The sequence below is a fragment of the Dankookia sp. GCM10030260 genome (genome assembly GCF_042666655.1).
Lineage (GTDB): Bacteria > Pseudomonadota > Alphaproteobacteria > Acetobacterales > Acetobacteraceae > Paracraurococcus.
This window is the reverse complement of record NZ_JBHTDE010000002.1, coordinates 193,244-219,220: the sequence shown is the minus strand read 5'-3', so window position 1 is coordinate 219,220 and position 25,977 is coordinate 193,244. Positions and strand designations below refer to the sequence as shown.

General features: G+C 73.7%; 28 protein-coding genes and 1 other RNA gene. 4 read left to right on the top strand and 25 right to left on the bottom strand.

Features of this window, described 5'->3' with window-relative positions:
* Positions 1–128 precede the first annotated feature (128 nt).
* Positions 129–1,145, top strand: coding sequence for an AI-2E family transporter (locus ACFQS7_RS07450; protein ID WP_380066405.1), 1,017 nt, complete (start codon positions 129–131; stop codon positions 1,143–1,145).
* On the opposite strand, the gene ACFQS7_RS07445 is transcribed toward ACFQS7_RS07450, so the two are convergent.
* The 17 genes from ACFQS7_RS07445 to ACFQS7_RS07365 all read right to left on the bottom strand — a co-directional run bounded on the left by ACFQS7_RS07445 (position 1,103) and on the right by ACFQS7_RS07365 (position 17,756).
* The gene (locus tag ACFQS7_RS07445; RefSeq protein WP_380066404.1) at positions 1,103–2,026 is read right to left on the bottom strand and encodes a PhzF family phenazine biosynthesis protein; all 924 of its coding nucleotides are present in this window, start codon (positions 2,024–2,026) and stop codon (positions 1,103–1,105) included. The two genes, ACFQS7_RS07450 and ACFQS7_RS07445, sit on opposite strands and share 43 nt — an antisense overlap.
* Positions 2,026–2,835, bottom strand: coding sequence for a bifunctional hydroxymethylpyrimidine kinase/phosphomethylpyrimidine kinase (gene thiD / locus ACFQS7_RS07440; RefSeq protein WP_380066403.1), 810 nt, complete (start codon positions 2,833–2,835; stop codon positions 2,026–2,028). The genes ACFQS7_RS07445 and thiD overlap by 1 nt, the downstream gene beginning before the upstream one ends.
* Positions 2,836–2,894: 59 nt before the next feature.
* Positions 2,895–4,259: a phosphoglucosamine mutase gene (gene glmM / locus ACFQS7_RS07435; protein WP_380066402.1), complete on the bottom strand. Its 1,365-nt coding sequence runs from the start codon at positions 4,257–4,259 to the stop codon at positions 2,895–2,897.
* 61 nt (positions 4,260–4,320) lie between these two features.
* The gene (gene folP / locus ACFQS7_RS07430; RefSeq protein ID WP_380066401.1) at positions 4,321–5,376 is read right to left on the bottom strand and encodes a dihydropteroate synthase; all 1,056 of its coding nucleotides are present in this window, start codon (positions 5,374–5,376) and stop codon (positions 4,321–4,323) included.
* 8 nt (positions 5,377–5,384) lie between these two features.
* Positions 5,385–7,307, bottom strand: coding sequence for an ATP-dependent zinc metalloprotease FtsH (gene ftsH, locus ACFQS7_RS07425; protein WP_380066400.1), 1,923 nt, complete (start codon positions 7,305–7,307; stop codon positions 5,385–5,387).
* Between the two features lie 104 nt (positions 7,308–7,411).
* Positions 7,412–8,644, bottom strand: a complete 1,233-nt coding sequence (tilS, locus tag ACFQS7_RS07420) for a tRNA lysidine(34) synthetase TilS (RefSeq protein WP_380066399.1) — start codon at positions 8,642–8,644, stop codon at positions 7,412–7,414.
* 53 nt (positions 8,645–8,697) lie between these two features.
* On the bottom strand, positions 8,698–9,558 hold the full coding sequence (locus tag ACFQS7_RS07415; RefSeq protein ID WP_380066398.1) for a tol-pal system YbgF family protein: 861 nt from the start codon (positions 9,556–9,558) through the stop codon (positions 8,698–8,700).
* Between the two features lie 136 nt (positions 9,559–9,694).
* Positions 9,695–10,174: a peptidoglycan-associated lipoprotein Pal gene (pal, locus tag ACFQS7_RS07410; RefSeq protein WP_380066397.1), complete on the bottom strand. Its 480-nt coding sequence runs from the start codon at positions 10,172–10,174 to the stop codon at positions 9,695–9,697.
* 162 nt (positions 10,175–10,336) lie between these two features.
* Complete coding sequence (gene tolB / locus ACFQS7_RS07405; RefSeq protein WP_380066396.1) at positions 10,337–11,704, bottom strand: Tol-Pal system beta propeller repeat protein TolB; 1,368 nt, start codon at positions 11,702–11,704, stop codon at positions 10,337–10,339.
* Between the two features lie 71 nt (positions 11,705–11,775).
* Positions 11,776–12,849: a hypothetical protein gene (locus ACFQS7_RS07400; protein WP_380066395.1), complete on the bottom strand. Its 1,074-nt coding sequence runs from the start codon at positions 12,847–12,849 to the stop codon at positions 11,776–11,778.
* Between the two features lie 78 nt (positions 12,850–12,927).
* Positions 12,928–13,479 (bottom strand): protein TolR, encoded by a 552-nt coding sequence (gene tolR, locus ACFQS7_RS07395; protein ID WP_380066394.1) that lies wholly within the window; start codon positions 13,477–13,479, stop codon positions 12,928–12,930.
* 4 nt (positions 13,480–13,483) lie between these two features.
* Positions 13,484–14,239 carry a protein TolQ gene (gene tolQ / locus ACFQS7_RS07390; RefSeq protein WP_380066393.1) on the bottom strand — a complete coding sequence of 252 codons (756 nt, stop codon included), beginning with the start codon at positions 14,237–14,239 and terminating at the stop codon, positions 13,484–13,486.
* 48 nt (positions 14,240–14,287) lie between these two features.
* Positions 14,288–14,743 (bottom strand): YbgC/FadM family acyl-CoA thioesterase, encoded by a 456-nt coding sequence (locus tag ACFQS7_RS07385; RefSeq protein WP_380066392.1) that lies wholly within the window; start codon positions 14,741–14,743, stop codon positions 14,288–14,290.
* Positions 14,740–15,780, bottom strand: a complete 1,041-nt coding sequence (gene ruvB, locus ACFQS7_RS07380) for a Holliday junction branch migration DNA helicase RuvB (RefSeq protein ID WP_380067228.1) — start codon at positions 15,778–15,780, stop codon at positions 14,740–14,742. The genes ACFQS7_RS07385 and ruvB overlap by 4 nt, the downstream gene beginning before the upstream one ends.
* Before the next feature lie 35 nt (positions 15,781–15,815).
* Positions 15,816–16,442, bottom strand: coding sequence for a Holliday junction branch migration protein RuvA (gene ruvA, locus ACFQS7_RS07375; protein WP_380066391.1), 627 nt, complete (start codon positions 16,440–16,442; stop codon positions 15,816–15,818).
* A complete protein-coding gene (gene ruvC / locus ACFQS7_RS07370) occupies positions 16,439–16,954 on the bottom strand; it encodes a crossover junction endodeoxyribonuclease RuvC (protein WP_380066390.1) in 516 nt (171 codons plus the stop codon). The genes ruvA and ruvC overlap by 4 nt, the downstream gene beginning before the upstream one ends.
* A gap of 52 nt (positions 16,955–17,006) precedes the next feature.
* Positions 17,007–17,756, bottom strand: a complete 750-nt coding sequence (locus tag ACFQS7_RS07365) for a YebC/PmpR family DNA-binding transcriptional regulator (protein ID WP_380066389.1) — start codon at positions 17,754–17,756, stop codon at positions 17,007–17,009.
* Between the two features lie 116 nt (positions 17,757–17,872).
* On the opposite strand from ACFQS7_RS07365, the gene ACFQS7_RS07360 reads away from it, so the two are divergent.
* Positions 17,873–18,556 (top strand): MSMEG_1061 family FMN-dependent PPOX-type flavoprotein, encoded by a 684-nt coding sequence (locus ACFQS7_RS07360; RefSeq protein ID WP_380066388.1) that lies wholly within the window; start codon positions 17,873–17,875, stop codon positions 18,554–18,556.
* A gap of 92 nt (positions 18,557–18,648) precedes the next feature.
* Here the strand turns inward: ACFQS7_RS07360 and ACFQS7_RS07355 are convergent, their stop codons facing one another.
* The 8 genes from ACFQS7_RS07355 to ACFQS7_RS07320 all read right to left on the bottom strand — a co-directional run bounded on the left by ACFQS7_RS07355 (position 18,649) and on the right by ACFQS7_RS07320 (position 24,328).
* Entirely contained in the window at positions 18,649–18,867 is a 219-nt protein-coding gene (locus ACFQS7_RS07355; RefSeq protein WP_380066387.1) for a hypothetical protein, read from the bottom strand.
* A 120-nt stretch (positions 18,868–18,987) separates the two neighbouring features.
* Positions 18,988–19,809, bottom strand: a complete 822-nt coding sequence (locus ACFQS7_RS07350; protein WP_380066386.1) for a YmdB family metallophosphoesterase — start codon at positions 19,807–19,809, stop codon at positions 18,988–18,990.
* Between the two features lie 45 nt (positions 19,810–19,854).
* Complete coding sequence (locus ACFQS7_RS07345) at positions 19,855–21,051, bottom strand: LCCL domain-containing protein (RefSeq protein WP_380066385.1); 1,197 nt, start codon at positions 21,049–21,051, stop codon at positions 19,855–19,857.
* Positions 21,051–22,853, bottom strand: a complete 1,803-nt coding sequence (locus ACFQS7_RS07340; protein ID WP_380066384.1) for a hypothetical protein — start codon at positions 22,851–22,853, stop codon at positions 21,051–21,053. Before ACFQS7_RS07340 ends, ACFQS7_RS07345 begins: the two co-directional genes overlap by 1 nt.
* Positions 22,854–22,915: 62 nt before the next feature.
* Positions 22,916–23,527 carry a 5-formyltetrahydrofolate cyclo-ligase gene (locus ACFQS7_RS07335; RefSeq protein ID WP_380066383.1) on the bottom strand — a complete coding sequence of 204 codons (612 nt, stop codon included), beginning with the start codon at positions 23,525–23,527 and terminating at the stop codon, positions 22,916–22,918.
* Positions 23,514–23,668, bottom strand: a non-coding RNA gene (ssrS, locus tag ACFQS7_RS07330) — 6S RNA. Before ssrS ends, ACFQS7_RS07335 begins: the two co-directional genes overlap by 14 nt.
* A gap of 63 nt (positions 23,669–23,731) precedes the next feature.
* Positions 23,732–24,073, bottom strand: a complete 342-nt coding sequence (locus tag ACFQS7_RS07325) for a cell division protein ZapA (protein ID WP_380066382.1) — start codon at positions 24,071–24,073, stop codon at positions 23,732–23,734.
* A gap of 3 nt (positions 24,074–24,076) precedes the next feature.
* Positions 24,077–24,328 carry a hypothetical protein gene (locus ACFQS7_RS07320; protein WP_380066381.1) on the bottom strand — a complete coding sequence of 84 codons (252 nt, stop codon included), beginning with the start codon at positions 24,326–24,328 and terminating at the stop codon, positions 24,077–24,079.
* Between the two features lie 119 nt (positions 24,329–24,447).
* Here ACFQS7_RS07320 and ACFQS7_RS07315 point away from each other — a divergent pair, with 119 nt between their 5' ends.
* Both ACFQS7_RS07315 and ACFQS7_RS07310 read left to right on the top strand, forming a co-directional pair.
* Positions 24,448–24,870, top strand: a complete 423-nt coding sequence (locus ACFQS7_RS07315) for a hypothetical protein (protein WP_380066380.1) — start codon at positions 24,448–24,450, stop codon at positions 24,868–24,870.
* 63 nt (positions 24,871–24,933) lie between these two features.
* A complete protein-coding gene (locus tag ACFQS7_RS07310; protein WP_380066379.1) occupies positions 24,934–25,857 on the top strand; it encodes a class I fructose-bisphosphate aldolase in 924 nt (307 codons plus the stop codon).
* Positions 25,858–25,977: the final 120 nt, after the last annotated feature.

The window sequence follows — 25,977 nt, the reverse complement described above, 5'->3', positions numbered from 1 at the left end:
AGCCGGCGGGCGATGCTGCCGCCGGTGTAGACCGGAGCCATGCGCCGGCCCAGTCACGCGCGCGGATCACGCGCGCGGAAAACCGGAACGGCAGCGGAACCGGCGGGCCCGCGCCCCGTTCGCCCATCATGACGCGTGCGCAAGGCTCCGTGCTGGTCCTCTTCGGGCTGCTCCTCCTGCTTCTCTGGCTGGCGCCGGAGGTGCCGCTGCTCGGCTTCGCCGCCGTGCTGCTGGCGCTGGCGCTACGGGCGGGGGGCGAGCCGCTGGCGCGGCGCACCGGGCTGCCGGACTGGGCGGCCGTGCTGGTCGTGTCCCTTCTGGTGATGGTGGCGCTCGGCCTGGCCGCCTGGGCCGCGGCGGGCCCGCTGGCGGAACAGGCGACGCAGCTCGCCCAGAGCCTGCCGAAGAGCCTGGAGGCGCTGCGCGGCCGCGTCGCCGGCACCGGCTGGGGCGACTGGCTCCTGCACCAGGCCAGGCCTGGTCAGTTGCTGGGCAGCGGCGGGGCGGAGAATGCCGCGGCCGCCGCGGCGATGGCGGCCGGCAGCACCCTGGGGGGCCTCGGCAACCTGGTGCTGGTGGTGCTGCTGGCACTGTACCTGGCGGTGCAGCCGCAGGGGTACCTGACAGGCCTGCGCAGCCTGTTCGACCCGCGCCTCGACGCCCGCGTCACGGCGACGCTGGAGGAGGCCGGGCAGACGCTGCGCGGCTGGCTGATGGGCCAGGCCTTCGCCATGGTGGTGGCCGGCGGCCTCACTTATCTGGGGCTCTGGGCGATCGGCGTGCCGCTGGCCGGGCTGCTGGCGACCATCACCGGGCTGCTGAACTTCATCCCCGTGCTCGGCCCGGTGATCGCCGGCGTGCCGGCGGTACTGCTGGCGATGACCGAGGACCCGATGCTCGGGCTCTGGGTGGTCGGGCTGATCGTCGCGGTGCAGACGGTCGAGGGGAATTTCCTGACGCCGATGGTGCAGTCCCGCACTGCGGACCTGCCGCCGGCGCTGCTGCTGATCGTCCAGGTGCTGACCGGGGCACTGTTCGGATTGCTCGGCGTCGCGCTGGCGGCGCCGCTCTCGGCGCTGGGGCTGGTGGTGGTGAGAAAGGCCTATGTCGAGGGCTGGCTGGAGCGCGAGCCGCCCCCGGCCTGAAGCATCGCCTCGCCCCGCAGCACCGGCACGCAGCCGCCGCCGACGCTGGCGCGGATGCCGTCCGCCGTGCGGCGGGCGGTGGCGCGGAGCAGGCTCGGGCGGCCCATCTCGACCCCCTGGACGATGTCCCAGGCGCCGTGCTCGGCGCCCGACAGATGCAGCAGGAAGCCGGCCAGCGGCGTCGCCGCGCTGCCGGTCGCCGCATCCTCCCAGGTGCCCGACAGCGGCGAGAACATCCGGGCGCGCAGCCCGGCGCCGTCGCGGCGATAGAGATAGAGCGACAGCTTGCCGCCGAGCGAGGGCATCGCTGCCACCGCGCGGCGGAAGGCCGGCAGGTCGGGGCTGGCCGCGGCCATCGCCGCCGCCGTCACCTCCAGCAGCAGGCGCGGGTTGCCGCCATCGGCGGCGACGGTCGGCGGATGATGCGTGGTGACGATGCTCTCGGGCGCGATCCCGGCGCAGGCGGCGGCGAGGTCGACCGGCATCTCGACGCCAACCGAAAGCGGCTGCGGCGCGGCGATGGTGGCGCCGGTCACCCGGCCGGCGGCGTCCTGGTCCAGCCGCACCTCGACGATCCCGGCGATCTGCTCGAAGCGCAGCAGCCCGCCCGAGGCGCGGGCGGCCAGGACGAAGCCGGTACCGACATTGGGATGGCCGGCGAAGGGCATCTCCGCGGTGCGGTGGAAGATGCGTACCCGGGCGGTATTGGCCGGGTCGACCGGCGGCAGGACGAAGGTGGTCTCCGACAGGTTCAGCTCGGCCGCCAGGGCCTGCATCTCGGCATCCGTCAAGCCGCGCGCATCGGGGAAGACGGCCAGCGGGTTGCCGCCGAACTGGCGGTCGGTGAAGACGTCCACCGTGACGAAGTCGAAACGCCGCATCAGAGCGCGGCCAGCCGCGCCGGGTCCAGCGTCACCCCATGGCCGAGCGGGCCATGGCCGCGGCCCAAGCCGGGGGCGGCGAGGATCGCGGCGCGGACATAGGCGCGGGCGCGCGCCACGGCATCCCGCAACGGCATCCCCTGGGCCAGGCCCGCGGCGATCGCCGAGGCCAGGGTGCAGCCGGTGCCATGGGTGTGGCGGGTGTCGATCCGCGCATCCTCGAATTCGGTGATGCCGTCCGGCGTCGCCAGGATGTCGACCAGCCGGTCGCCGTCCAGGTGGCCGCCCTTCAGCAGCACGGCGCGGACGCCCAGGCTGAGAAGCGCCCGGGCCGCCTCGGGCATCGCCGCGGCATCCGGGATGGGCCGGCCGAGCAGCACCTCGGCCTCCGGCAGGTTCGGCGTGATGATGGCGGCCAGCGGCAGCAGGCGGCGCTTCAGGGTCTGCACGGCATCCGGCTGCAGCAGCGGGTGGCCGCCCTTGGCGACCATCACCGGGTCGGCGACCAGGGGCAGGCGCGGCGCCTCGGCGGCGAGCGCGTCGCAGACCGCCTCGATGGTCGCCACGTCGTGCAGCATGCCGGTCTTCAGCGCGTCGGCGCCGATGTCGCGCAGCACCACCTCGATCTGCTGGCGGATGAAATCCACCGGGATGGGCAGGACGCCGTGCACGCCCTCGGTGTTCTGCGCGGTCAACGCCGTGATGGCGGTGGCGGCGAAGCCGCCCAGCGCCGTCACCGCCTTGAGGTCGGCCTGAATGCCCGCGCCGCCGCCGGAATCGGAGCCGGCGACGATGAGGACGCGGCCCATCCTGCGGCGCGGCCGATCCTGGCCATCGCGGCCTTCGCCATCGCGGTCATCGGACGCGGTCACGCCGGAACCTTTGCCTTGGACCGGATGGCGTCCGCCAGGGTCTCCACCGTGTCGTTCACCAGCGCCTCGTCCTCTGCCTCGGCCATGACGCGGATCACCGGCTCGGTGCCGCTGGCGCGGATCAGGATACGGCCGCGCTCGCCGAGCTTCGCCTCATGCGCGGCGATCTCGCGCTGCACATCGGCGTGCTTCAGCGGCGAGGCGCCGGCATAGCGGACATTCACCAGGCGTTGCGGCAGCGGCCGGAAGCAGCGGCAGAGTTCGCTGGCCGGGCGGCCGCCGCCGACGAGGACCGCCAGCACCTGCAGGGCGGCGATCAGCCCGTCCCCCGTGGTGCCGAAATCGGTCATGATCATATGGCCGGACTGCTCGCCGCCCAGGTTGCAGCCGGCCTCGCGCATCCGCTCCCCGACATAGCGGTCGCCGACACTGGTCCGCAGCAGGCCGAGGCCCCGCTCCCGCAGGTAGCGCTCCAGCCCCATGTTCGACATCACCGTGGCGACCACGTTGCCGCCGCGCAGCCTTTCCTGGGCGTGCCAGAAATTGGCGATCAGCGCGAGGATCTGGTCGCCGTCGATGATCGACCCGGCCTCGTCCACCAGCACCAGCCGGTCGGCGTCGCCGTCGAGCGCGATGCCGATATCGGCCCGGCGCTCCCGCACGATCTCGGCCAGCCGGGCCGGGGCGGTGGAGCCCACGCCGTTGTTGATGTTGAAGCCGTCGGGTGCGACGCCCACCGGCACCACCTCCGCCCCCAGCTCCCACAGCACGGTGGGCGCCACCTTGTAGGCGGCGCCATGCGCGCAATCGACCACGATGCGCAGCTTCTCCAGCGTCATGCCGCGCGGGAAGGACTGCTTGGCGGCCTCGATGTAGCGGCCCGGCGCATCCTCCATCCGGCTGGCGCGGCCGAGCCGGGCGGGTGCCACCAGGGCGCTGGTCAGGTCGCCCTCCATCAGCGCCTCGATCGCCGTCTCCTGCGCGTCGGACAGCTTCAGCCCGTCCGGGCCGAACAGCTTGATGCCGTTGTCCTCGTACGGGTTGTGGGAGGCGCTGATCATCACGCCCAGATCGGCACGGAGGCTGCGGGTCAGCAGGGCGATGGCCGGCGTCGGCAGCGGCCCGACGAGGACCACGTCCATCCCGGCGCCGATGAAGCCGGCGGTCAGCGCCGGTTCCAGCATGTAGCCGGAGATGCGGGTGTCCTTGCCGATGACCACGCGGTGGCGGTGCGTGCCGCGGTTGAAGTAGCGCCCGGCCGCCTGGCCCAGGCGCAGCGCGGTGGCGGCATCCATCGGCGCCTTGTTGGCGGTGCCGCGGATGCCATCGGTGCCGAAGAGACGGCGGGAAGATGTGGTCATGGCGGCCCCAATGCGCGGAATGGTCGATGCAGGGAGTAGCGAAATGCGCGCCCGCGGTCCATCAAACCGTGAGGGGATCGGGTGCTGCCCCCGTCGCCGCGGCGCGCCAGATGGCCAGCGCCTGCACCGTCTCGGCCACGTCGTGCACCCGCAGGATGCCGGCGCCGCGGCTGGCGGCGAAGGCCGCGCCGGCGATGCTCGGCACCATGCGCTGCCCGGCATCGGGAATGCCGGCGATGCGGCCGAGGAAGCGCTTGCGCGACAGGCCGACCAGGATATGGCAGCCGAGCCCGGCCAGGATCGGCAGCCGTTCCAGCAGCGCCAGGTTGTGCGCCATGGTCTTGCCGAAGCCGATGCCGGGGTCGAGGGCGATCCGCCCGCGCGGGATGCCGAGCCGTTCCAGCGCCTCGACCCGGTCGCGCAGGAAGCCGGCGACCTCAAGGACCACGTCGGCGTAGCGGGCCTCGGCCTGCATGCCGCGCGGGTCGGTGCCCGGCATGTGCATCAGCACCACCGGCGCGGCGGCGCCGGCGACCACCCCCGGCGCCGCGCCGTCGTGCCGCAGGGCGGTGACGTCGTTGACGATCGCTGCCCCGGCCTCCAGCGCCGCCGCCATGGTGGCGGCGTGGCGGGTATCGACCGACACGGGCGCGGCGCGGGCGAGGTCGCGCACCACCGGCAGGATGCGGCGGATCTCCTCGGCCGGTGTGACGGGTGCGGCGCCCGGCCGGGTGCTCTCGCCGCCGATGTCGAGGATATCGGCCCCGGCCGCCAGCATCGCATGGCCGCGGGCGATGGCGGCGGCGGTGTCGGCAGCCAGCCCGTCGCCCGAGAAGCTGTCCGGGGTGACGTTGACGATGCCCATGACCAGCGGCCGGCCCGCCTCGATCCCGGCGAAGGGCGGCGGCCGGCGGACCAGCGCCGGCAGCAGGTCCTGCCAGTCCCCGGGGATGTCCCGCACCGCGACGATGCCGCGCGCGGCGCCATCCTCGATCAGCCGCGCCAGGGCGAAGGCCAGGTGGCCGCCCTGCAGCGGCAGGGCCAGCCCGTCGCGTGCCGAAAAAAAAGCCGCCGGGCCTTCGAGAAGACCCAGCGGCTCGATGAACCTGTCGGCCACGGCGAAGCCTAGGTGGCGGGCGCCGGGCCGGGGGTCAGGCCGCCGCTCGGGCGCGGCGCCCGGCCGCTGGTCGGGACGCTGCCGCGGCCCTGCGGCACCGGCTCGTCCGGGCGGTTGCGGACGATCGGCTCGCCCCGGATGATCAGCTTGATCTCGTCGCCCGACAGCGTCTCGTGCTCCAGCAGGCCCTTGGCCAGCAGGTGCAGCTCGTCGATGTTCTCGCTCAGCAGGTGCTTCGAGCGGGCATAGGCCTCGTCGATGATGCGGCGGATCTCGCTGTCGATCTGCCGCGCCGTCTCCTCGGACAGGTTCTTCGACTGCGTGACGCTATGGCCCAGGAAGACCTCCTGGCTGTTCTCGCCATAGGCGATCATGCCGAGCTTTTCGGACATGCCCCATTCGGTGACCATCATCCGGGTCTGGTTGGTCGCCATCTTGATGTCGCCCGAAGCGCCGTTCGAGACCTTGTCGGAGCCGAAGATCAGCTCCTCGGCGACCCGGCCGCCCATCGCCATGGCGAGTTCGGCCAGCAACTTCGACTTGTGCTTGGAATAGCGGTCACCTTCCGGCAGCGACATCACCAGGCCCAGCGCCCGGCCTCGCGGAATGATCGTGGCCTTATGCACCGGGTCGCATTCCGGCAGCTTCATCGCGCAGAGGGCATGGCCCGCCTCGTGGTAGGCGGTCATCCGCTTCTCGTCCTCGGACATCACCAGCGAACGCCGCTCGGCGCCCATCATGACCTTGTCCTTGGCCGCCTCGAACTCGTGCATGCCGACGGTGCGGCGGCCGGTCCGGGCCGCCAGCAGCGCCGCCTCGTTCACCAGGTTGGCGAGGTCGGCGCCGGAGAAGCCCGGGGTGCCGCGGGCGATCACCTTGGGGTCGACGTCGGAGGCCAGGGGGACCTTCCGCATGTGGACGCGGAGGATCTTCTCCCGGCCCATTACGTCGGGGTTCGGCACCACCACCTGGCGGTCGAAGCGGCCGGGGCGCAGCAGCGCCGGGTCCAGCACGTCCGGCCGGTTGGTCGCCGCGATGATGATGACGCCTTCGTTGCTCTCGAAGCCGTCCATCTCGACCAGCATCTGGTTGAGGGTCTGCTCGCGCTCGTCGTTGCCGCCGCCGAGGCCGGCGCCGCGATGCCGGCCGACCGCGTCGATCTCGTCGATGAAGATGATGCAGGGGGCGTTCTTCTTGCCCTGCTCGAACATGTCGCGGACGCGGCTGGCGCCGACGCCGACGAACATCTCGACGAAATCGGAGCCCGAGATGGTGAAGAAGGGCACGTTCGCCTCGCCGGCGATGGACCGCGCCAGCAGCGTCTTGCCGGTGCCCGGCGGCCCCACCAGCAGGCAGCCCTTCGGGATCTTGCCGCCGAGCCGCTGGAACTTCTGCGGGTCGCGCAGGAATTCCACGATCTCCTCGAGCTCGGACTTGGCTTCCTCGATGCCGGCGACGTCCTCGAAGGTGACGCGGCCCTGCTTCTCCGTCAGCAGCTTGGCCTTCGACTTGCCGAAGCCCATGGCCCGGCCGCCGCCCGACTGCATCTGCCGCATGAAGAAGACCCAGACGCCGATCAGCAGCAGCATCGGGAACCAGCTGAGCAGGTAGTGGAACAGCGGGTTGACGTCGCTCTCCTCGGGCCGCGCCACGACGCGGACGCCCTTCTCGGTCAGCTTGCTGACCAGAGCCGGGTCTTCCGGGGTGTAGGTCTGGAAGGTCCGGCCATCCGAGAGCTGGCCGCTGACGGTGCGCCCCTGGATCACGACATCGCGGACGTGTCCGGCCCCGACCTCGTTCAGGAAGTCGGAGTAGGCGACCTGCTGCGCCCCCCGCTGTGCCGAGCCACTGGGCTGGAACAGGTTGAAGAGCGCCACCAGCAGCAGCGCCACGATGACCCAAAGCGCCAGATTGCGGCCGAAATTGTTCACCGATTCATATCCCGTTTCCGCCACGGCCACGTACCGGCCATGAACCCTTGGGCGCCATGCCCGCGATCCTGCCGACTCTAGATATAGGGAGAGAGTCCCGGCAGTTAATGGGCGGCATGACCCCGCCAATCGGCCCCCCCGGCGATGTCACCAGCGCCCGGGGCGAACACGACGGGAAAGGCCCCGCAGCTTTGCTCGTCAGGATAGCCGAGGAATGGGACCGCGACCAGCACGGTGTGCAGCCGGATCGCCGGCAATGTCGCAAGAACCGCGGCGGGCAGGCGCGGCGCCAGCGACCGCAGCCGGGTGGCCTCGGCGCCAAGCGCCCCCAGGAGATGACCGGGCCGGCCGGCGCGGCCCAGGCGGAAGCGCCCGTCCCAGGTGGCGCCGGCTGCGGCTGCGACCGCGGGCGCGACCGCGCCGGGCTCCCGCACCAGCAGCCAGGCCTTGCCGCGCGGCCGCAGCCAGGCTCCCGCCAGGGTCCCGCCGCCGCGCCGGCGCAGCGCCGCGACCGCAGTGCCCGTCGCCGGGAAGCCGCCGCCGCCCACTGCCCGCAGCAGCGCGCCAAGCGCCGCATCGGCGACCGCATCATCGCCGAGCGCGACGTCATCGATCGTGGCATGGCCCGAGTCGAACAGCCGCGCCGCCGCCGCCAGCCGCGCCGCGACTGCGGCATCGTGGCGGGCGCGGCGGGCAGCGAAGGCCGCCGCCGCCTCGGCCAATGCCGCCGTGCCGGGGCCGGCCCCGCCCGGATCGGCCAGCGCCTGGCGCAGGGCGATCCGGGCGAAGCGCGGATCGGCATTGCCCGGGTCGCGCTGCGCGGTGAGGCCGGCCGCCGTCACCACCGCCTCCAACCGGGCCGGCGGAATCCCCAGCAGCGGCCGCAGCAGCAGCGCCGCGGGCGCCGCGCGGACCGGGGCCATGGCCGCCAGCCCCCCCGCCCCGCTGCCGCGCAGGGCGCGGAACAGCAGCGTCTCCGCCTGGTCCGCGCGATGGTGGCCGAGCAGCAGCCAGGGCGTCCCCGCCGCCGCGCAGGCCGCCAGCAGCGCCGCATGCCGGCCGGCGCGGGCGCGCGCCTGCAGCCCGGGCCCACCCGGCAGGCCGAGCGGCAGGATCCGTGCGGCGAGCCCGCGCGACGCCAGCATCGCCGCGACCGCGGCGGCCTCGGTGGCGCTGTCCGGCCGCAGCCCGTGGTCGACGATCAGCGCAAGCAGGGCGCCGCCCCGCGCCCGGGACCAGCGGTCCGCCAGCAGGGCCAGCGCCAGGCTGTGCGGCCCGCCGGACACTCCGGCGGCGACCCGCGGCGCGGCGCCGAAGGGCCCCAGCGGCGCCATCATCGCCGCGAATTCATCCTCCCCGACTGGCGCCGCGGCGCCCACCGGGGCGGCCGTCAGCGGCAGCCGGCGCGTTGCCGGCCGGCGTCCAGCCGCTCCTTCATCGCCCCGCGCAACTGCGGGTGCTCGCTCTGCACCAGGGCGAAGGCGTCGCAGGCCTCGCGCTTCTGGTTGAGGTTGGCCAGCGAGGCGCCATAGCCGATCAGGCCCTCGGCTGCCCGGCTGCCCTTCTGGTTGGCCTTGTAGGCCTCGGCATAGGCGACCGCGGCGTCCTGCCAGTTGCGCTGGCCGAATTCCGCATCCGCCAGCAGGAAGCGCGCGTCGTAGCCGCGCGGCGAGCCACGTACCGCCAGCACCTCGCGCGCCGCGGCCTCGGCGGCGGCGAAGTCGCGCCGGCCGAGCGCCGCCTGCCCCTCGGACAGCGCCCTCTCCGGCGGGCGCGGGGCGGCGGCGGGCGCTGCGGCGGGGCCGGCGACCGGCGGCAGCGACTGGGCGGGATTGGCCGGGCGGGGAGCCGCGGCGGCTGGCCGCGGCCCGCCCCCGGTGCCTTCCAGCTGCTGCAGCCGGTAGTCGATGTCGCCCTGCAGCTTCTCCAGTTGCTGGGCCTGGTTGCGGGTCTGGAATTCGGCCTGTTCGAGCCGGCCGCGCAGCCGGCGGGTCTCGTCCTCCAGCGTGGCGACCCGGTCGAGCAAGGCGCCGACCAGCTCGCCCTGCCCAGCCGGGGCGGCGCCGCCACGCGGCACCGGGGCGACGGCGGCACCGCCGCCGCGGCGGACCTGGTCGAGTTCCTGGCGAAGCTGGAGGATCTGGTTCTGCAGGTAGATGCCCTCGCGGCTCTCGGCCTGCGCGCGCGCGGGCGCGGCATCGGCCATGATCAGCGGCGTGGCGAGGAGCAGGGCGGCGAGCACGCGTCGCATCGAGGGGCTCCGGTCGGGCGCATCGCGGGGCGGCCGGGACCACCCCGGCCGCGGCACCGGGGGCCACGGGGTCCCCCGGCTTGTAGCGGCGCCGCGCGGCGGACCGAAGCCCGCCGCGCAACACGAAGTCTAGGTGTCAGCGGACCACGGTCACGGCGCGGCGGTTCTGCGCCCAGGCATCCTCGGTCGAGCCAAGCGCCGCCGGCTTGTCCTTGCCGTAGGAGATGGTGGCGATACGCGCGCCGGCGACGCCGCCGGCGACCAGCGCATCGCGCGCCGCATTGGCGCGGCGCTGGCCGAGCGCCAGGTTGTACTCGCGCGTGCCGCGCTCATCCGCATGGCCTTCCAGCGTCACCGTCACGCCGGCATTGCCGCCGAGCCAGGACGCCTGCTTCTGCAGCGTCGGGCGCTGGTCGGCGCGGATCGCGCTGGCATCGGTGTCGAAGAAGACGCGGTCGCTGCCGGCGGTGGCGATCAGGTCTTCCTGGCTGCCCGGGCGGATGCTGCTGCCGCTGGTCGCGGCGCCAGCGCCGGTGGCTGCCGTGTCGGTCTTGGACTCGCAGGCGGCGAGCAGCGCGAGCGCGGCGAAGGCGCCGAGCACCTTGGTGTTGAGCATCCTCAGGTCCTTCCGATCGGGCAGCGTGCGGCTGCGAAACCATCCGCCGGCCGCGTTACAACCGGCGGTCGGAGGGGTCAAGGATATCGAACACATCTTTGGCAAAGATGCGGCGAGGCCGCGCGGTCGGCGCAACCCTGTCGCACGCGGATCAACCGCTGCTCAAGACAGCAGCGGCGACCAAGCGGGATCGGAGGCATCGGTCGGCGTGACGATCTGCCTTTCGTTGAAGCCGGCAATGTCGATCGACGACAGGCGGGACGAATAACCGCCGCCGCGGGCATCGCGCGAAGGGGTCTCGCGGAAGAACATCATGACACGGCCGTTCGGCGCGAAGGTCGGACCCTCCATGCCCCAGCCTTCGGTCAGGATGCGCTCGCCCGAGCCGTCGGGCCGCATCACGCCGATGCCGAATTGCCCGCCGGAGATGCGGGTGAAGGCGATCAGGTCGCCACGCGGCGACCAGACCGGCGTGGCATAGCGGCCGCGGCCGAAGGAGATGCGGCGGATCCCGCCGCCATCAGCGCCCATCACATAAAGTTGCTGGTCGCCGCCGCGGTCGGAGTTGAAGACGATCTGCGCGCCGTCGGGCGAGAAGCAGGGCGAAACGTCGAGCCCACCGCCCGAGGTGAGCTGGCGTTCGCGCCGCGAGCCGAGATCGACGAGGTAGATGTTGCTGTCGTTCCCGCGCGTCGCCGACAGCACCACGCTGCGGCCGTCCGGGCTGAAGCGTGGAGACAGCGTCATGCCGGGGAAATTCCCCAAGGGTTCCGGCCTTCCGCCGTTCAGGTTGAACAGGTAGACCTTGGGTTCGCCGCGAGCATAGGACATGAAGGCGATCTGCCGCGCGGTGGGATGGAAGCGCGGCGTCAGCGCGGCGGCGGAGCCATCGGTCAGGAAGCGGTTGTTCTCGCCGTCCTGGTCCATGATGGCCAGGCGCCGGGTGCGCCGGTCGCGCGGGCCGCTCTCGGCGATGTAGACCACCTCGGTGTCGAAGTAGCCCTTCTCGCCCAGCAGGCGCTCGTAGATCACGTCCGAGATCAGATGCGCGATCTTGCGCCAGTTGGCCGAGGCGGCGGTGAAGGCGGTGCCCTGGATCTGCTGTTCCGGCAGCACGTCCCACAGCCGGAATTCGACCCGCACCTTGTCGCCGCCGGCATCGACCCTTCCGGTGGTCAGCGCCTGCGCGCCGATGACGCGCCAGTCCTGGAACCGCGGCAGGGCGGCGGCGGCTTCCGGGGTCTGGATGAAGGCGGCGCGTTCGACCGGGCGGAATAGGCCGGAATTCTTCAGGTTGTTGATCACCACGCGGGCGATGTCGCGGCCGACCCGCTGGCCGTCGCCCTGGCCGGCGAAATCCGGGATGGCGATCGGGATCGGATCGGTCCGCGCCTTGGTGATGTCGACCACCGAGGACTGCGCCAGGGCGGCGGCCGGCAGGCCCAGCAGCGGCAGGCCCATGGCGACACCGCCGAACAGCGCGGCCCGGCGCGAGAGCCGCCTCTCCATCGCCATCTCGTCCGGGGTCATGGCATCACTCCTGCTGATTTGGCGCGCAGCTTGGCGGCGGGCCGGCCTGGGTCAAGCCCAGGGCCCCGGCATCACCGCAGGCCGAGGTCGCGCGGGTTGAAGCGGAACACGGTCTCCCGCAGCGCCGCCAGCCGTTCCCGCGGCAGCGGCAGCGGGTTGCATTTGGGGTCGAGCAACGCGCGGCGCGCGGCCTCATACACCGATCGCGCGCGCGGGTCGCTGGGTGGCGCGCCGTTGGCGCGGACGTTGCGCACCGTGCCGCCGGCATCGACATCGACCCGCAGCTCGACGATCACGTCGCGGATGCCGACGCCGCCGCCATCGACCGACCAGCATTCGCTGATCTTGTCGGCGAGGCCCGCCTTCTCCCCGGCATTCAGCGCCGCGGTGCCGTTCGGCGCGCCGCCGCCCTGCTGTGGGCTGCCGGCGGCCGGGTTCGGCCGGCCGGTCGGCGGCCGGTTCTGCTGCGCGGCGGCGATCATCTTGTCGAGGTTGTTCAGCACGGACTTGCTGTCCACCTGCGGCTTCTGCACCGGCGGGGTGCGGCCGGTGCCGGCCTCCTTGCTCGGCGTCGGCGGCACCGGCGCGGGCGGCCGCGGCGGCGCCGGGGGGGCCGGCGGCGCCGGGGCCGCGGTCGGCGCGGGCTTCGCCGGCTTCGCCTCGGCCTGCGGTTGCGGCAGCTTCGGCGCCGGCTGGGCCGGGGCGACGCGCAGCGGCGGCAGGGGCAGCGCGCTCGGCGCGATCTCGGGCGGCGGGTCCGGGCGCGGCCTGGCCTCGGCCACCTGCTGCGGCGGGCGCGGCGGGGCCGGGGTGGGCTCCGGCGGCGGCGGGGCGGGCTTCGGCTGGGCCTGCTGCGGCGCCGGCGGCGGCGTGGGGGCCGGCGGCGGTGGCGGCGGCGGTGGCGGGCTCGGGATGCTCTCCGTCACCGGCTCGGGCGAGGGTGGCTCGGGCCGCGGCGGCTGGGTGACGTTGGGCGGGCCGGCGACCGGGGCCGGGCGCTCGCCCTGCGCCACCTGCGGCATCGAGACGATCTCGACCGCGATCGCCTCCTCAGGCTCCTCCAGCCGTTTCGGCAGGCCGAAGACCAAGCCGAGCACCAGCAGCGCGACATGCGCCGCCACCGAGACCAGCCCCCAGAACCGCATTCCCCTCGGCTGCATCACCGCGCCCCCCGGCGCCCCATCCCGTTCGTCACGTCGTCATCGGCCGGCCGGCCGCCGCCTTCAGTTCCGCGCCGGCGGCCCGCCTTGGGCACGCGGCGGCTGGGCCGGCGTCTGCGGCCTTGCAGCGGGGGGGGCGCTGCCGGGCCGGCCGGTGGGGACGGCCGCTGGGGGGCGGCCGGCCGGCTGCTCGGCGAGCAGCGCGACCTTGCTGAAGCCGCCGGCGCTGATCGTGCCCATCACCTCCATGACCCGGCCATAGGAGATGGCCTTGTCGCCACGGACGAAGATGCGGCGCTCCGGCGCGCCCTCGGCCTGGTTGCGGCCGATCGCCTGCAGCTGCGCGACCAGGCCCTCGATCGGCACCTCGGTCTCCTGCAGGAAGATCTTGCCTTCCGGGTTCACCGTGATGGTGATCGGCTCGTTGTCCTGGTTGAGCTGGGTGGCGTTGGCCTTCGGCAGGTCGACCGGCACGCCGACCGTCATCAAGGGTGCGGCGACCATGAAGATGATCAGCAGCACCAGCATCACGTCCACCATCGGGGTGACGTTGATCTCGGCCATCGGCCGGTAGCGGCCGCGACCGCCGCGGCCGTTGTTGAGGGAGACGGCCACCCGCCTACTCCGCGACCGGCGCCGCGGCGCGGCCCGGCTCGGCCACCGCCGATTCGGTCTGCCGCGACAGGATGGCGCCGAATTCGGAGGCGAAGCCCTCCATCCGGCTGGCGAAGCGGGCGAGGTCCGAGCTGATCTTGTTGTAGGCCAGCACCGCGGGGATGGCGGCGACCAGGCCGATCGCGGTGGCGAACAGCGCCTCGGCGATGCCGGGGGCGACGACCGCGAGGTTGGTGTTCTGCATGCCGGCGATGGCGGCGAAGGAGTTCATGATGCCCCAGACCGTGCCGAACAGGCCGATGAAGGGCGCGACCGAGCCGACCGAGGCGAGGAAGATCATCCAGCGCTCCAGCCGCTCCATCTCCCGCTGCACGGTCACCGCCATGGTGCGGTCGATCCGCTCCTTCAGCCCGGCGGCGACGAGGTCGGAGCCGCCCAGGCGCTGGGCGCCGCGGCGCCATTCGCGCATCGCCGAGACGAAGACCGCGGCCATCGGATGGGACGGCCGGTCGCCCTCCTTGCGGAACAGGTCGTCCAGGCTGCCGCCCGACCAGAAGGCGTCCTCGAAGGCATCGGCCGCCTTGTTGGCGCGGCGGATGCTAGTGACCTTCTCGAAGACGATGGCCCAGACCCAGACGCTGGCCAGCAACAGGCCGAGCATGACCAGCTTCACCACCCAGTCCGCCTGCAGGAACAGGCCCCAGAGCGACAGGTCGTGCATCGCCCCGCCCAGATCCGTCGCCGTCACGCTGCGATCCACCGCTTCACTCCATCCTGTCCCGCGGCCGGTCGCCGACCCGCCGCACATCTAAGCCCCGGACGGCTTGACCGCCTGGGCCTCCAAGGCGGAGCGCCAGGGCTCCGGTATCCGCTTCGGCCGCAGGCCGTGGCGGTCGATGCAGGCCAGCTCGACCCGCAGCGCCGCCAGCGGCCCCTCCCCCAGGCCCGCGTCCCCGGGCACCATGCGCTGGTCCAGCACGATGGTGACGCCGCGGACGGCGACGACCCGGGTTTCGACCACGACCGCATCGTCCAGCTTGGCCGGGCGCCAATACTCCACTTCGATGCGCCGCACCACGAGTATCGAATGGTGATCTTCCATGAGCATCTGATGCGGCAAGCCCATGGCGCGCAAGGATTCCGTGCGGGCGCGTTCGGCCCAGCGCAGGTAATTCGCATGGTAGGCCATGCCGCCGGCGTCGGTATCCTCGAAATAGACCCGCAGCGGCCAGCGATGCGCCGGGGCATCCGGCGGTATCTTCACGGCTCCCCCCCCGCCAGCAGGTCGGGCTGGATCGCCAGCCCCGCCGGCGGGCTGAGGCCGAGATGGGTCCAGCCGGGCAGGCCCAGCATCCGGCCGCGCGGGGTGCGCAGGATCAGCCCCTCCTGGATCAGGTAGGGCTCGATGACGTCCTCCAGCGTGTCGCGCGCCTCGGCCAGCGCGGCGGCCAGGGTCTCGACGCCGACCGGGCCGCCGTTGTGGTGCTCGGCGATCCGCCGCAGGTAGCGGCGGTCCATGGCATCCAGCCCCTTGCCGTCGACCTCCAGCCGATTGAGCGCGCCGTCCACCATCACGCGGTCGGCGGCGATGCCGGCGACGCTGGCGAAGTCGCGCACCCGGCGCAGCAGGCGGCCGGCGATGCGGGGCGTGCCGCGCGACCGCTTGGCGATCTCCCAGGCGCCGTCCTCGGACAGGGCGAAGCCCAGCTTCTGCGCGCCGCGGGTGACGATCCGCAGCAATTCCTCCGGCGTGTAGAACATCAGCCGCAGCGGAATGCCGAAGCGGTCGCGCAGCGGCGTGGCCAGCAGCCCGGCGCGAGTGGTGGCCCCGACCAGAGTGAAGGGCGGCAGGTCGATCCGCACGGTGCGCGCCGCCGGCCCCTCGCCGATGATCAGGTCGAGCTGGAAATCCTCCATCGCCGGATAGAGCGTCTCCTCCAGCGCCGGCTGCAGCCGGTGGATCTCGTCGATGAACAGCACGTCGCGCGGCTGCAGGTTGGTCAAAATCGCGGCGAGGTCACCGGCCCGCTGCAGGATCGGGCCGGAGGTCGCGCGGAAGCCGACGCCCAGCTCGCGCGCCACGATCTGCGCCAGCGTCGTCTTGCCCAAGCCCGGCGGGCCGTGCAGCAACACATGGTCAAGCGCCTCGGCCCGGCCGCGGGCGGCCTGGATGAAGACCGCCAGGTTCTCCCGCAACGCCTGCTGGCCGGTGAAGTCGGCAAGGACCTGCGGGCGGAGCGTCGCCTCGGCGGCGTCCTCCTCCGTGCGGACCGGGGTGGTGACGCGGTCGTCGTCGTCCATCGGTTCGGGGGGCGGCGTCCTGCCCTTGCGCCCGCTCAACGCGCCAACTCCTTCAGGCTGTCGCGGATCAGGCCCTCGAGCCCGGCCTCCTCGCCGACGCGCCCGCGCGCCCGCTTCACCGCCGCCTGCGCCTCGGGCCGCTTCCAGCCGAGGTTCACCAGGGCGGAGACCGCGTCCGCCTCCGCCCCCGGCGGCGCCAGGGCGGCGATGCCGGCCACCGTCGCGCCGGCGCCATCGGCTTCCGGCGTCGGCCTGCCGACCGCCCATTTCTGCATCGCCGGCTCGTCGATGATGCGGTTGGCCGTCGCCGCGCCGAGCCCCTTGATGGTGGCCAGCCGCTTGCGGTCCTTGAAGGCGATCGCCTGGGCAAGGTCGTCGACCGACAGGCCCGAGAGCACCACCAGCGCCTTCTGCGGCCCGACCGTCTTGACCTCGACCAGGGCGCGGAAGGCCTCGCGCTCGGCGGCATCGGCGAAGCCGTTCAGCACGATGGCGTCCTGCCGCACCTGGGTCTCGACCAGCACCCGGATCGCGCCCTCCGCGGCGCGAAGGCGGTCCAGCGTGCGGGCGGAACAGGCCAGCAGGTAGCCGACGCCGTTGACGTCGAGGATGCAGCCGCCCTCCTCCTCGCCGGCGAAGCGGCCCGTCAGCATCCCGATCATGCCGGCGCGTATCCCTTGGCATAGGCCAGCCTGGTGCCGCGATGATGCGCGTGGCAGATGGCGACCGCCAGGGCATCGGCCGCGTCCGCCCGGCGGATCGTGGCGCCGGGCAGCAGGCGGCGCACCATGGCCTCGACCTGCGGCTTCTCGGCATGGCCGGTGCCGACCACGGCGCGCTTCACCTCCATCGCCTGGTATTCGGCGACCGGCAGGCCCGCCAGGGCGGGCGCCAGCAGCACCACGCCGCGCGCCTGGCCGAGCTTCAGCGCCGCCCCGGGGTTCTTGTTGACATAGGTATGCTCGACCGCCGCCTCGTCCGGCTGCCACTGTTCCAGCAGCAGCACCAGGCCGCGATAGATCACCGAGAGCCGCTCGGCCAGGGGCTGCGCCGCGTCGGTCGAGATCACCCCGTCGCCCAGGTGCCGCAGCCGGCTGCCGGCGCTTTCCACCAGCCCCCAGCCGGTGTGCTGCAGCCCGGGATCGAGGCCGAGGAGGCGGACGCTGTTGTGCATGGCGTCCCGATACACCCGATCGCCCCCGATTCGCTGCGGCGCTGCGCGGGCCCTAGGCCGAGAGACGCTCGGACACCGCGTCCGAGACCTCGAAATTGGCATAGACGTTCTGCACGTCGTCGCTCTCATCCAGCCGCTCGATCAGCTTCAGGATCTCGCGCGCCTTGTCCTCGTCGAGGTCGATGCGGACATTGGGCACCCATTCGACCTTGGCGCTCTCGGGGCTGCCGAAGGCGGCTTCCAGGCTGTCGCGGACGGCGAAGAAATCCTCCGGCGCGCAGGTCACCTCATGGCCTTCCGCGTCGGATTCGACGTCGAGCGCGCCGGCCTCGATCGCCGCCTCCAGCATCGCCTCGGCCTTGTCGGCCTGGCCGGGGAACCAGAGGATCCCCTTCCGCTCGAACTGGAAGGCAACCGAGTTGGTCTCGCCCAGCGCGCCGCCCGCCTTGGCGAAGGCGCTGCGGATGTCGCCGGCGGTGCGGTTGCGGTTGTCGGTCAGGGCTTCCACGATCACCGCGACGCCGTAGGGGCCGTAGCCCTCGTAGCGGACCTCCTGGTAGTCCTCGCCCTGCCCGGCCAGCGCCGCCCGCTTGATGGCGCGGTCGATGGTGTCGCGCGTCATGTTGGCGACGAGCGCGGCCTTCACCGCGGCGCGCAGCCGCGGGTTCATCGCCGGGTCGGGCAGCCCCTGCTTGGCGGAGACCGAGATCTCGCGGATCAGCTTGCCGAAGGCCTGGGCCTTCTTGGCGCCCTGGGCCGCCTTCCGGTGCATGATGTTCTTGGCGTGCGAATGGCCGGCCATCGCCGGGTCTCCAAGCTCTGCGGATTGCGGATGAGGCAGGGCTTATAGCCACCGGCGCGGTGCCGCGCCACCTGGGCCCTTGCGGGCGCGGGCACGGACAGTCCAGGCTGCCGGACATGGATGCAAACCTCGCTGCCGAGCCGGCCCACGGCTCCGGGCCCTCCGGTCCTCCGCCGATCGGCTCGGCCGCCGACCCCTTCGCCGTCACCACCCTCGACCAGTTGCTGGCGCTCTACGACGCGCCGCGCGAGTTGGTGCTGAAGAAGGTGACCCACCGGCTGGAGCCGCGGACGCTCGCCTTCATCGCCGCCGCCCCCTTCGCCATCCTGGCGACCTGCGGGCCGCAGGGCGTGCACGCCACCCCGCGCGGCGACGATCCCGGCTTCATCGAGGCGCTCGACGACCGGACGCTGGCGCTGCCCGACCGGCGCGGCAACAACCGGCTGGACGCGCTGCGCGACATCGTCGCCAACCCGGCCGTGGCCCTGCTGTTCCTGGTGCCCGGCGCCGGGGAGGCATTGCGGGTCAACGGCACGGCGCGGATCACCACCGACCCGGCGTTGCGCGCCCGCTTCGCCGTCCAGGGCAAGGTCCCCGCCACCGTGGTGCTGGTCACCGTCGGCGAGATCTACATGCAATGCGCCAAGGCGATCATGCGCTCGAAGCTCTGGGGCGGGCGGGACCGGCCGCAGGCGGTGCCGAGCATGGGGGAGATGATCGCCGCCCACAGCGGTGGGCTGGTCGAGCCCGCCAGCTATGACGCGGAGGCGCCGCAGCGGCTGATCGATACGATGTACTGAGTCGGGCAAGGTCGGGGAGACGGTACTTCCGCCGTTGGACGCAGGCGTCCGACGCCTCACCTATTTGTCCGGGTTGGCACCCGAACCGCGCATCAGCGACCGGCTTGCCGGGCCTGCTCAGGCGGCGCCTCGGGCTGCACCGGCTGGACCCGCACGCGCGGCACGGCGCGACTCTGCCCGGCCTCCTGCCGGCGGGAACGTTCCTCCGCCGCCACCGCGTCGCGCATCATGCCCTCGTAGCTCAGCCCACCCGCGGCACCGCCCAGGACGGATGCGCCCGGTGCGAATGCCAGCCTGTCAGGGCGTGCCATGGTGATCTCTCCACTCTGCGAGGTGGGAGTGTGCCAACCCGCGCGGCAAAGTTGCGATGAAAAACCTGTGAGTGTGTAAAATTGTAATCCACATCTTCACGGTTGTCACCGCGCCCGCCGCTAAACCGCGGGCGTCGCCTGGCTCAACCGGCCGCCCTGCCGCAGCGGCTCCACCCGCAGCGCCAGGCCGGTCGCATCGTCGGTCTCCACGAAGACCCCGCAGAGCGTCGCCGGCCCCTCGGCCGGGGCCAACTTCTCGCCCGGCATCTTGCGCCAGAAGCGCAGCGCGGCGCCGCCCTTCTGCATGCCGATGACGCTGTCGTAATCGCCGCACATGCCGGCATCGGTCTGGTAGGCCGTGCCCCCGGCCAGGACCTGGTGGTCGGCGGTCGGCGTGTGGGTGTGGGTGCCGACCACCAGGCTTACCAGCCCGTCGAAGCTTTGGCCGAAGGCCTGCTTCTCCGAGCTCGCCTCGGCATGCACGTCGATCACGCTGGCCTGAATGGTCCCGCCGGCGCCCAGGCGATGCTTCTGCACCTCGGCCTGCACCGCGCGGAACGGGTCGTCCAGCGCATCCATGAACAGCCGGCCCATGACGTTGACCACCAGGGCGCGCCGGTTGCCCGGGACGTCCACCACCACGGCGCCACGGCCCGGCGTGCCGGGCGGGAAATTCGCCGGCCGGATCACCCGCGGTTCCTGTTCGAGGAAAGGGATGATCTCCTTGCGGTCCCAGGCGTGGTTGCCCAGCGTGATCACATCCGCCCCGGCGCCGAGCATCGCCCGCGCCATGTCCGGGGCAAGGCCGAAGCCGTGGCTGGCATTCTCCCCGTTCACCACCACCAGGTCGAGCCGCAGCGCCGCCCGCAGCTTCGGCAGGCCGGAGACGACCGCGTCACGGCCGGACCGGCCCACCACGTCACCGAGGAAAAGAATGCGCAATCCAGCCCGCTCCCATGCCGGACCCCGTGGTCCTGGCACGCAGGATCAGCGACTCCCGGCCTTCCAGATGCCCCGGCGCGCCTCGCGCGCGGCCCGTTCCGCATAACGGTAGGCGTCGGAGGCCTCCAGCGTCACCCGGGCCAGGCCATTGTAGAGGGCGGCCTCGGCCAGGTCGATGCCGTCGAAGGTCCTGCAGCGGGCGGCGGCGGCGACCGGCTCGCAGGCCGCGCTGCCGCCATGCCGCGCCAGGAAATCGCCCAGCAGCCGCGGCTCGGCCCCCTCCCCCGGCATGACATCGGCCAGGTCGAGCGCCACCCCGGCGACCAGCAGCCGCACCGGCCCCAGCACCTGCGCAGCGCCCGCGACCGGGCCGGGCGGCGCCGGCACGGGCAGCGGGGCGAAGGCGGGCGGCACCGCCGCGCCCGGCGGCGGGCCGGCATCGGCCGGCCGGGTCGGGCTGCGCCAGAGTGCCGGCATCAGCACCGGCGGTGCCAGCCGGCCGAGGCCCGGCCTGTCCCGCGCCGCGGGATCGAGCAGCGGGCCGAGATCGGCCACCTGCGGCAGCGGCAGCGGGATCAGCGTTTCGGCCCGGCCGGGCATGCGCCGCGGCGGCGGGTTCGGCGCGGCCAGCGCCGCGGCCAGGCGGCGGGCCCAGTCGAGCTGCCCCGGCGTCCCCGGCAGCACCGCGTAGCCGCGGCCGTCGAGCCGGCCGGGCTGCGCCGCGACGCCGTTGCGGGCGCTGCCCGGCGCCTCCCCGGGCAGCGGCAGCACGCGGATCACTAGGTCGCCGCCGCGCGGGCCGATCGCCCCGGCATGCAGCCCGGCGCGGCAGGCGGCGGCGGTGCCGGCATAGGGGCCGCTGCCGGCCACCACACCGGTCGCCGTGGCGCCGGGGGCGCAGCGGCAGGCCTGGACGCCCTCGGCGATCGCGGCCAGCAGCGCCGGGCAGGCCGGCAGCGGGAAACGGCCCGGCGGCGGCCAGACCCGCGGCGGCTCCGGCGACGCGGGCAGCTCCGCCTCCGGCGCCGGCCTGGCCGGCGCTGGCTTGCCCGCAAGTGCCTTGCCCGGGGGTCCCTTGCCCAGGGACACCTTGCCTTGGGGCGGCCTGTCGGCCGGTCGCGGCGCGGCCCTGGCCGGCTTGCCGGCGGCGGGCTGACCTGCCGCGGGCTGCGCTGCCTCGGGCCGGGACGCGGCCGCGGCGACCAGGCCCGCCGCCAGCAGCAGCGCGGCGGATCGCCGCATCAGTCGAGCGCCACCCGCGCCACCAGCCGCGGCGTTTCCCTGGCGGTGCAGCCGAAGACGCCGTCCAGGGTCTGCACCTCGCTCAATCGCAGCACCAGGCTGCAGGCCTGCTGCGCCACCCCGCCGACCAGCAGCGGCATGGCCTTGTCCAGCGGCCGCAGCGCCACCGTCAGCTCGCTGCGGCCGAGCGCGCCGGCGATCGCCGCCTCGCTGCCGCCGAGCCGGGCGGTGCCGGCGAAATCCCCCGTGGTCGGGTTGATGTCGCGCAGCAGCAGGGTGAAGCCGGCGACCGAGGCGGCGACCTCCTGCGCGTCCGTCTGCCCGCGGCCGATGACGGCGGGGGCGAAGACCGCCACCTGCAGCGCGCGTTTCTGCAGGAGGGTCAGCCGCAGGGCGAGGCTGATCGCCGCGGCATCCTGCGAGGCCAGCGCGGTCTCGAAGCCGAGCGCGCGAAGCGCCGGGTCCTCGGCCCGCATCGCCTGGTCGAGCGCCGCCAGCCGGGCATTGCGGTCGCCGGCGAAGCGGGCGCGCAGGTCGGCGATCTGCCGCGCCCGCTCCTCGATCGCCACCCGCTGCGCCGTGGTGCGGGCGGCGGCCTCGCGCAGGGTCGCGGCCTCCAGCGCCTCGGCCGCGGCGCGGCGGGCCTCGGCCAGGGCTTCGGCATCCCGTGCGGCGCGCAACGCCGCGTCCTGGTCGGCCTGGTCGCGTACGGCGCGGGCGGCGGCCTCGCGCCGGGCGGCGGCCAGCGCATCGGCCTCGGCTTGCTGCCGGATGGCCTCGGCGTCGCGGGCCGCCTCGGCCCGGCGGGCCGCGGCCAGCAGGGCTTCGGCAGCGCCCTGGGCCTCGGCCGCGGCGCGTGCTTCGGCCTGCATGGCCTGGTGGCGGGCCAGGGCCTCGGCGGTGGCCACGGCCCGCCTGGCCGCCGCCAACGCCTGCTCGGCCGCAGCGTCGCGCGCCGCCTCGGCCCGCCGGGCCTCTGCCAGCATCTGCTCGGCTGCGGCCTGGGCGGCGGCGGCCTTGCCACGTTCGGCTGCGGCGGCAGCCTCCAGCGCAGCTTCCTGCCGGCTCGTCTCGGCCCGCGCGAGCCCGGCTGCCGCCTCGGCGCGGGCGGCGGCGAGCGCCGCGGCCTCGGCCGCCTTGGCCTCCGCCGCGGCAGTCGCGGCGGCGATCTCGGCGGCCTGGCGCTGCGCGGCGAGGGCCGCGGCATGCCGCGCCTCGGCCTCCGCCGCCTCCAGCGCGGCCAAGCGGCGCTGCTCGGCGAGCGCCGCGGCCTGGGCAGCCGCGGCCTCGGCCTCGTGGGCCGCGCGCCATTCCCGCTCGGCCGCCGAGCCGAGTTCGACCAGCCGGTCCGGAATGGCATCGGCAAGCAGGCCGGGCGGCTCCAATGCCTCGGGCGGCTCGACCGCCACCCGGGTCGCCCAGCCGCCATCCTGCCAGAGCGAGACGGCGCGGACCTGGACCCGGCGGACATGCCCTTCCGGTGCCACCGGGCGGACCAGGGTGACGGCGCCTTCGGTCCCGGCCGCCTCGTAGGCCGGCATGGCCAGGGCCAGGGTGGCCGCGAGCCGGCTGCGGATCTCGGGCACGGCGGGGCTGCCGAGATCGGCCTGCGCTTCCAGCCGCGCCTCCAGCAACCGCCAGGTGGCCGGCAGGGTCACGGCGAGCGCCCGGGCCAGCGCCGCCTCGGCCGGCGGCTCGGGCGACGCGGCTCGCGGGCCGGCGGGAAGCAGCAGGACCAGGGCGAGCAGCCAGGTCGGTCGGGGGAAGAGCGGCGTGGTGCGGCCGCCGGCGCCAGGCAACATCACGCGCGAGACCCTTGCGGCGGGGCGGCAAGGGAAAGCCCGGAAACCCCCAACCTGTCAAATCATCCGGCGGCTTGCGCCTCCCGGTCGAACCGGATCACCCCCGCCTCGGTCGCGACGGCGTCGAGCCGCCAATCCTCCGGCCCGGCCGGGACCTCCGGCAATTCCTGCGCGGCATAGCCGCAGCCGATCGCGGTCGCCTCCGGCAAGCCCGGCAGGGTGCGGTCGTAGTAGCCGCCCCCATAGCCGAGCCGCCGCCCGGCCCGGTCGAAGGCCAGCAGCGGAACCAGCAACCAGTCGGGGCGCAGCGCCTCGCCGGACGCAGGCTGGCGGGTGCCCATCGGGCCAGGGGCCAGCGCCTCGCCAGGCCGCCAACGGCGGAAGGCGAGCGGCAGGCCGCGCTTCGGGGTGACCGGCAGGGCGATGGCGTGGCCGCGTTCGGCGAGCGCCAACAACAGCGGGCGGATGTCGATCTCCTGGCCCATAGGCCAGAATCCGGCCACCACGGCGCCGGCGGGCGGCGGGGCCTCGGTCAGGACGCGTTCGGCCAGCCGGGCGCCGAGCGCCGGGTCGCAGCCGGCGCGCCGCGCCAGGGCGGCGCCCCGTGCCTCGGCCTTCAGCTCGCGGAGCAGGACGTCGCAGAACGGGGCGGTGGAAGAGTGCGGAGCCAGCATGGCCGTCGGCCTATCATCCTCCCAAGGCCTGCTAATGCAGGTGGGCACCAGATACCCGGACCAAGATCCGGACAGAGCCAGCTCCCGGAGGATGCTTATTGGCCCTGGGGATGAATTGCCAGACGCACCGGCCAGCCCCGCGAACGGTATATAGGCGCGCGGGGCGGGCGGAACCAGCGGCGTCGGGAAAAACCTCGGCCCGCCTCAGCCGCGGTCGAGGGTCTGCGCCAGGCCCTCGATCCGCTCGGCGATCCGCGCCAGCCGCTCGGCCAGCTGCGGGTCGGCGATATGGACGGGCGGGGCGGGCGGCGGGGCGATGCCGGCACGGGCGCGGGACAATTCGGAGCGCAGGTCGCCGCCCTCGTCGGCAAGCAGCAGGGCGACATGCAACAGCATGCGGGATTCGGAGAACTGCCCGCCCATGGCGCGGATCAGCCGCACCTTCTCCTCGATCTGCCCGATCAGGTCGGTGACGTGCTGCTCCTCGCCATCCTTGCAGCCGATGGTGTGCTGGTAGCCATTGACCCGGACGGTGACCTGTCCCACGCGTTATTCCCCTTGGCTTTCGCCAGCTTGGTGATCGCCGCCGCGCAGCTCCTCGGCCAGCGCCAGGCGCAGCCGCGCAATGGTGGCATCGAGCCGCTCGGCCATCGCGGCGACCTCGGCCCGGGGGACCATCTCGGCCTCGTCGGCCGGGTTCGACGCGGGCCGCGGCCGGCCCAGCACGGTGACCAGCGCCTCGACGGCGGTTTCCAGCCTGGCCGCCGCCATCGCCACCGGGTCCCTCACATCCTCGCTCATGCCGCTCCCGCAATTGCCGGCGCCGGCCGCGCTGGACGCGGGATTCCGGACGTGCTGCAAGGCTTGGCATGGCGACCGGGACGGGTCAACGGCGGCGGCGCGGGGTGGAAACCGCGGCTGTGGGCGGCGATCCGCCGGCGGTGACGGTGCATGCCGCGGCCGAGGCGCGGGCGGCGTTGGCGCTGGCGGGAAACCGCGGCGTGCTGCTGCTTTCGGCCCCGGGCGCCGCCGGGTATCTTGGCCCGGCCTGGTTCCTCGGCCTGGTTGCGGCGGCGGTGGCCGCGGTGCCGGGCGTCGTGCACAAGCCCGTGCTCGACTGTGCCGATGCACCAGGCCAGGCGCTGGCGGCGCTGCGGGCTGGCTTGCGCGATGTCGTGCTCGACTCGGCCTGTCCGGGCTTCGCCCAGGTCCAGGCCGCAGCGGCCGGGCTCGGCGGCCGGGTGCGCGGAGCGCGGCCGGCCTCGCTCGATCTCGGGACACTCGACCTCACACGTGACGGCGCCCGGGCCAGGCTCGCGGCCTGGTTGTCCGGGCCCGGGTGACAGCCCGGCAACCCCGCGCTAAATCCCGCCGCACCGTACCGGTCGCACGAAGGGGCAAACGCCATGCAGCTCACGCCGAAGGTCAAAGAGATCCTCTCCTGGTACGAGAGCGACAATCCCGGGACCAAGGCGAACCTCGCCCGCATCCTGATGGAAGGGAAGCTGGGCGGGACCGGCCGCGTGGTGATCCTGCCGGTCGACCAGGGGTTCGAGCACGGCCCGGCCCGCAGCTTCGCGCCGAACCCGGCGGCCTATGACCCACGTTACCTGTTCGAACTCGCGCTGGAGGCCGGGCTGAACGCCTATGCCGCGCCGCTCGGCATGATCGAGGCGGGGGCCGCCACCTATGCCGGCGCCATCCCGACCATCCTGAAGGTCAACAGCAGCAACAGCCTGTCGACCACCAAGGACCAGGGCCTCACCGGCAGCGTGTCGGACGCGCTGCGGCTGGGCTGCTCGGCGATCGGCTTCACCATCTACCCATCCTCCGAATACCAGTTCGAGATGATCGAGGAACTGCGGGAGATGGCGGAGGAGGCCAAGGCGGCCGGCCTCGCCGTCGTCGTCTGGTCCTACCCGCGCGGCCCGATGCTGGACAAGACCGGCGAGACCGCGCTCGACATCTGCGCCTATGCCGCGCACATGGCGGCCCTTGTCGGCGCCCACATCATCAAGGTGAAGCCGCCGACCAGCGCGATCAGCCTGGATGCGGCCAAGTCCACCTACGCCAAGTACCCGGTCGAGGTGAACGACCCCGTCGCCCGCTTCAAGCACGTGGTGCAGGCCTGCTTCGGCGGCCGCCGGCTGGTGGTGTTCTCGGGCGGCGAAGCCAAGGGGATGGAGGACATCCTGGCCGAGGTGCGCTCGATCCATGCCGCCGGCGGCAACGGCTCGATCATGGGCCGCAACGCCTTCCAACGGCCGAAGGCCGAGGCGCTGAAGCTGCTGAACGGCATCATCGACATCTACAAGGCGCCAGCGGACTGACGCCGCGACGGCATCGCGGAGAGGGATGGCCGGCCTTCGCGCCGGCCATTTTTTTGCGCTGCCGGCGGGCGTAAGCTGGCGGCCTGGACGCCGCCGCCGTCATCGCCACCCTGCGGGGCC

What these genes read in the sequence shown, in the direction of transcription:
- ACFQS7_RS07450 (WP_380066405.1), top strand. Translation starts at nt 129, where the DNA reads ATGACGCGTGCGCAAGGCTCCGTGCTGGTCCTCTTCGGGCTGCTCCTC.
- ACFQS7_RS07445 (WP_380066404.1), bottom strand. Translation starts at nt 2,026, where the DNA reads ATGCGGCGTTTCGACTTCGTCACGGTGGACGTCTTCACCGACCGCCAG.
- thiD (WP_380066403.1), bottom strand. Translation starts at nt 2,835, where the DNA reads ATGGGCCGCGTCCTCATCGTCGCCGGCTCCGATTCCGGCGGCGGCGCG.
- glmM (WP_380066402.1), bottom strand. Translation starts at nt 4,259, where the DNA reads ATGACCACATCTTCCCGCCGTCTCTTCGGCACCGATGGCATCCGCGGC.
- tilS (WP_380066399.1), bottom strand. Translation starts at nt 8,644, where the DNA reads ATGATGGCGCCGCTGGGGCCCTTCGGCGCCGCGCCGCGGGTCGCCGCC.
- ACFQS7_RS07415 (WP_380066398.1), bottom strand. Translation starts at nt 9,558, where the DNA reads ATGCGACGCGTGCTCGCCGCCCTGCTCCTCGCCACGCCGCTGATCATG.
- pal (WP_380066397.1), bottom strand. Translation starts at nt 10,174, where the DNA reads ATGCTCAACACCAAGGTGCTCGGCGCCTTCGCCGCGCTCGCGCTGCTC.
- tolB (WP_380066396.1), bottom strand. Translation starts at nt 11,704, where the DNA reads ATGACCCCGGACGAGATGGCGATGGAGAGGCGGCTCTCGCGCCGGGCC.
- ACFQS7_RS07400 (WP_380066395.1), bottom strand. Translation starts at nt 12,849, where the DNA reads ATGCGGTTCTGGGGGCTGGTCTCGGTGGCGGCGCATGTCGCGCTGCTG.
- ruvB (WP_380067228.1), bottom strand. Translation starts at nt 15,780, where the DNA reads ATGGACGACGACGACCGCGTCACCACCCCGGTCCGCACGGAGGAGGAC.
- ruvA (WP_380066391.1), bottom strand. Translation starts at nt 16,442, where the DNA reads ATGATCGGGATGCTGACGGGCCGCTTCGCCGGCGAGGAGGAGGGCGGC.
- ruvC (WP_380066390.1), bottom strand. Translation starts at nt 16,954, where the DNA reads ATGCACAACAGCGTCCGCCTCCTCGGCCTCGATCCCGGGCTGCAGCAC.
- ACFQS7_RS07365 (WP_380066389.1), bottom strand. Translation starts at nt 17,756, where the DNA reads ATGGCCGGCCATTCGCACGCCAAGAACATCATGCACCGGAAGGCGGCC.
- ACFQS7_RS07360 (WP_380066388.1), top strand. Translation starts at nt 17,873, where the DNA reads ATGGATGCAAACCTCGCTGCCGAGCCGGCCCACGGCTCCGGGCCCTCC.
- ACFQS7_RS07355 (WP_380066387.1), bottom strand. Translation starts at nt 18,867, where the DNA reads ATGGCACGCCCTGACAGGCTGGCATTCGCACCGGGCGCATCCGTCCTG.
- ACFQS7_RS07345 (WP_380066385.1), bottom strand. Translation starts at nt 21,051, where the DNA reads ATGCGGCGATCCGCCGCGCTGCTGCTGGCGGCGGGCCTGGTCGCCGCG.
- ACFQS7_RS07340 (WP_380066384.1), bottom strand. Translation starts at nt 22,853, where the DNA reads ATGTTGCCTGGCGCCGGCGGCCGCACCACGCCGCTCTTCCCCCGACCG.
- ACFQS7_RS07335 (WP_380066383.1), bottom strand. Translation starts at nt 23,527, where the DNA reads ATGCTGGCTCCGCACTCTTCCACCGCCCCGTTCTGCGACGTCCTGCTC.
- ACFQS7_RS07320 (WP_380066381.1), bottom strand. Translation starts at nt 24,328, where the DNA reads ATGAGCGAGGATGTGAGGGACCCGGTGGCGATGGCGGCGGCCAGGCTG.
- ACFQS7_RS07310 (WP_380066379.1), top strand. Translation starts at nt 24,934, where the DNA reads ATGCAGCTCACGCCGAAGGTCAAAGAGATCCTCTCCTGGTACGAGAGC.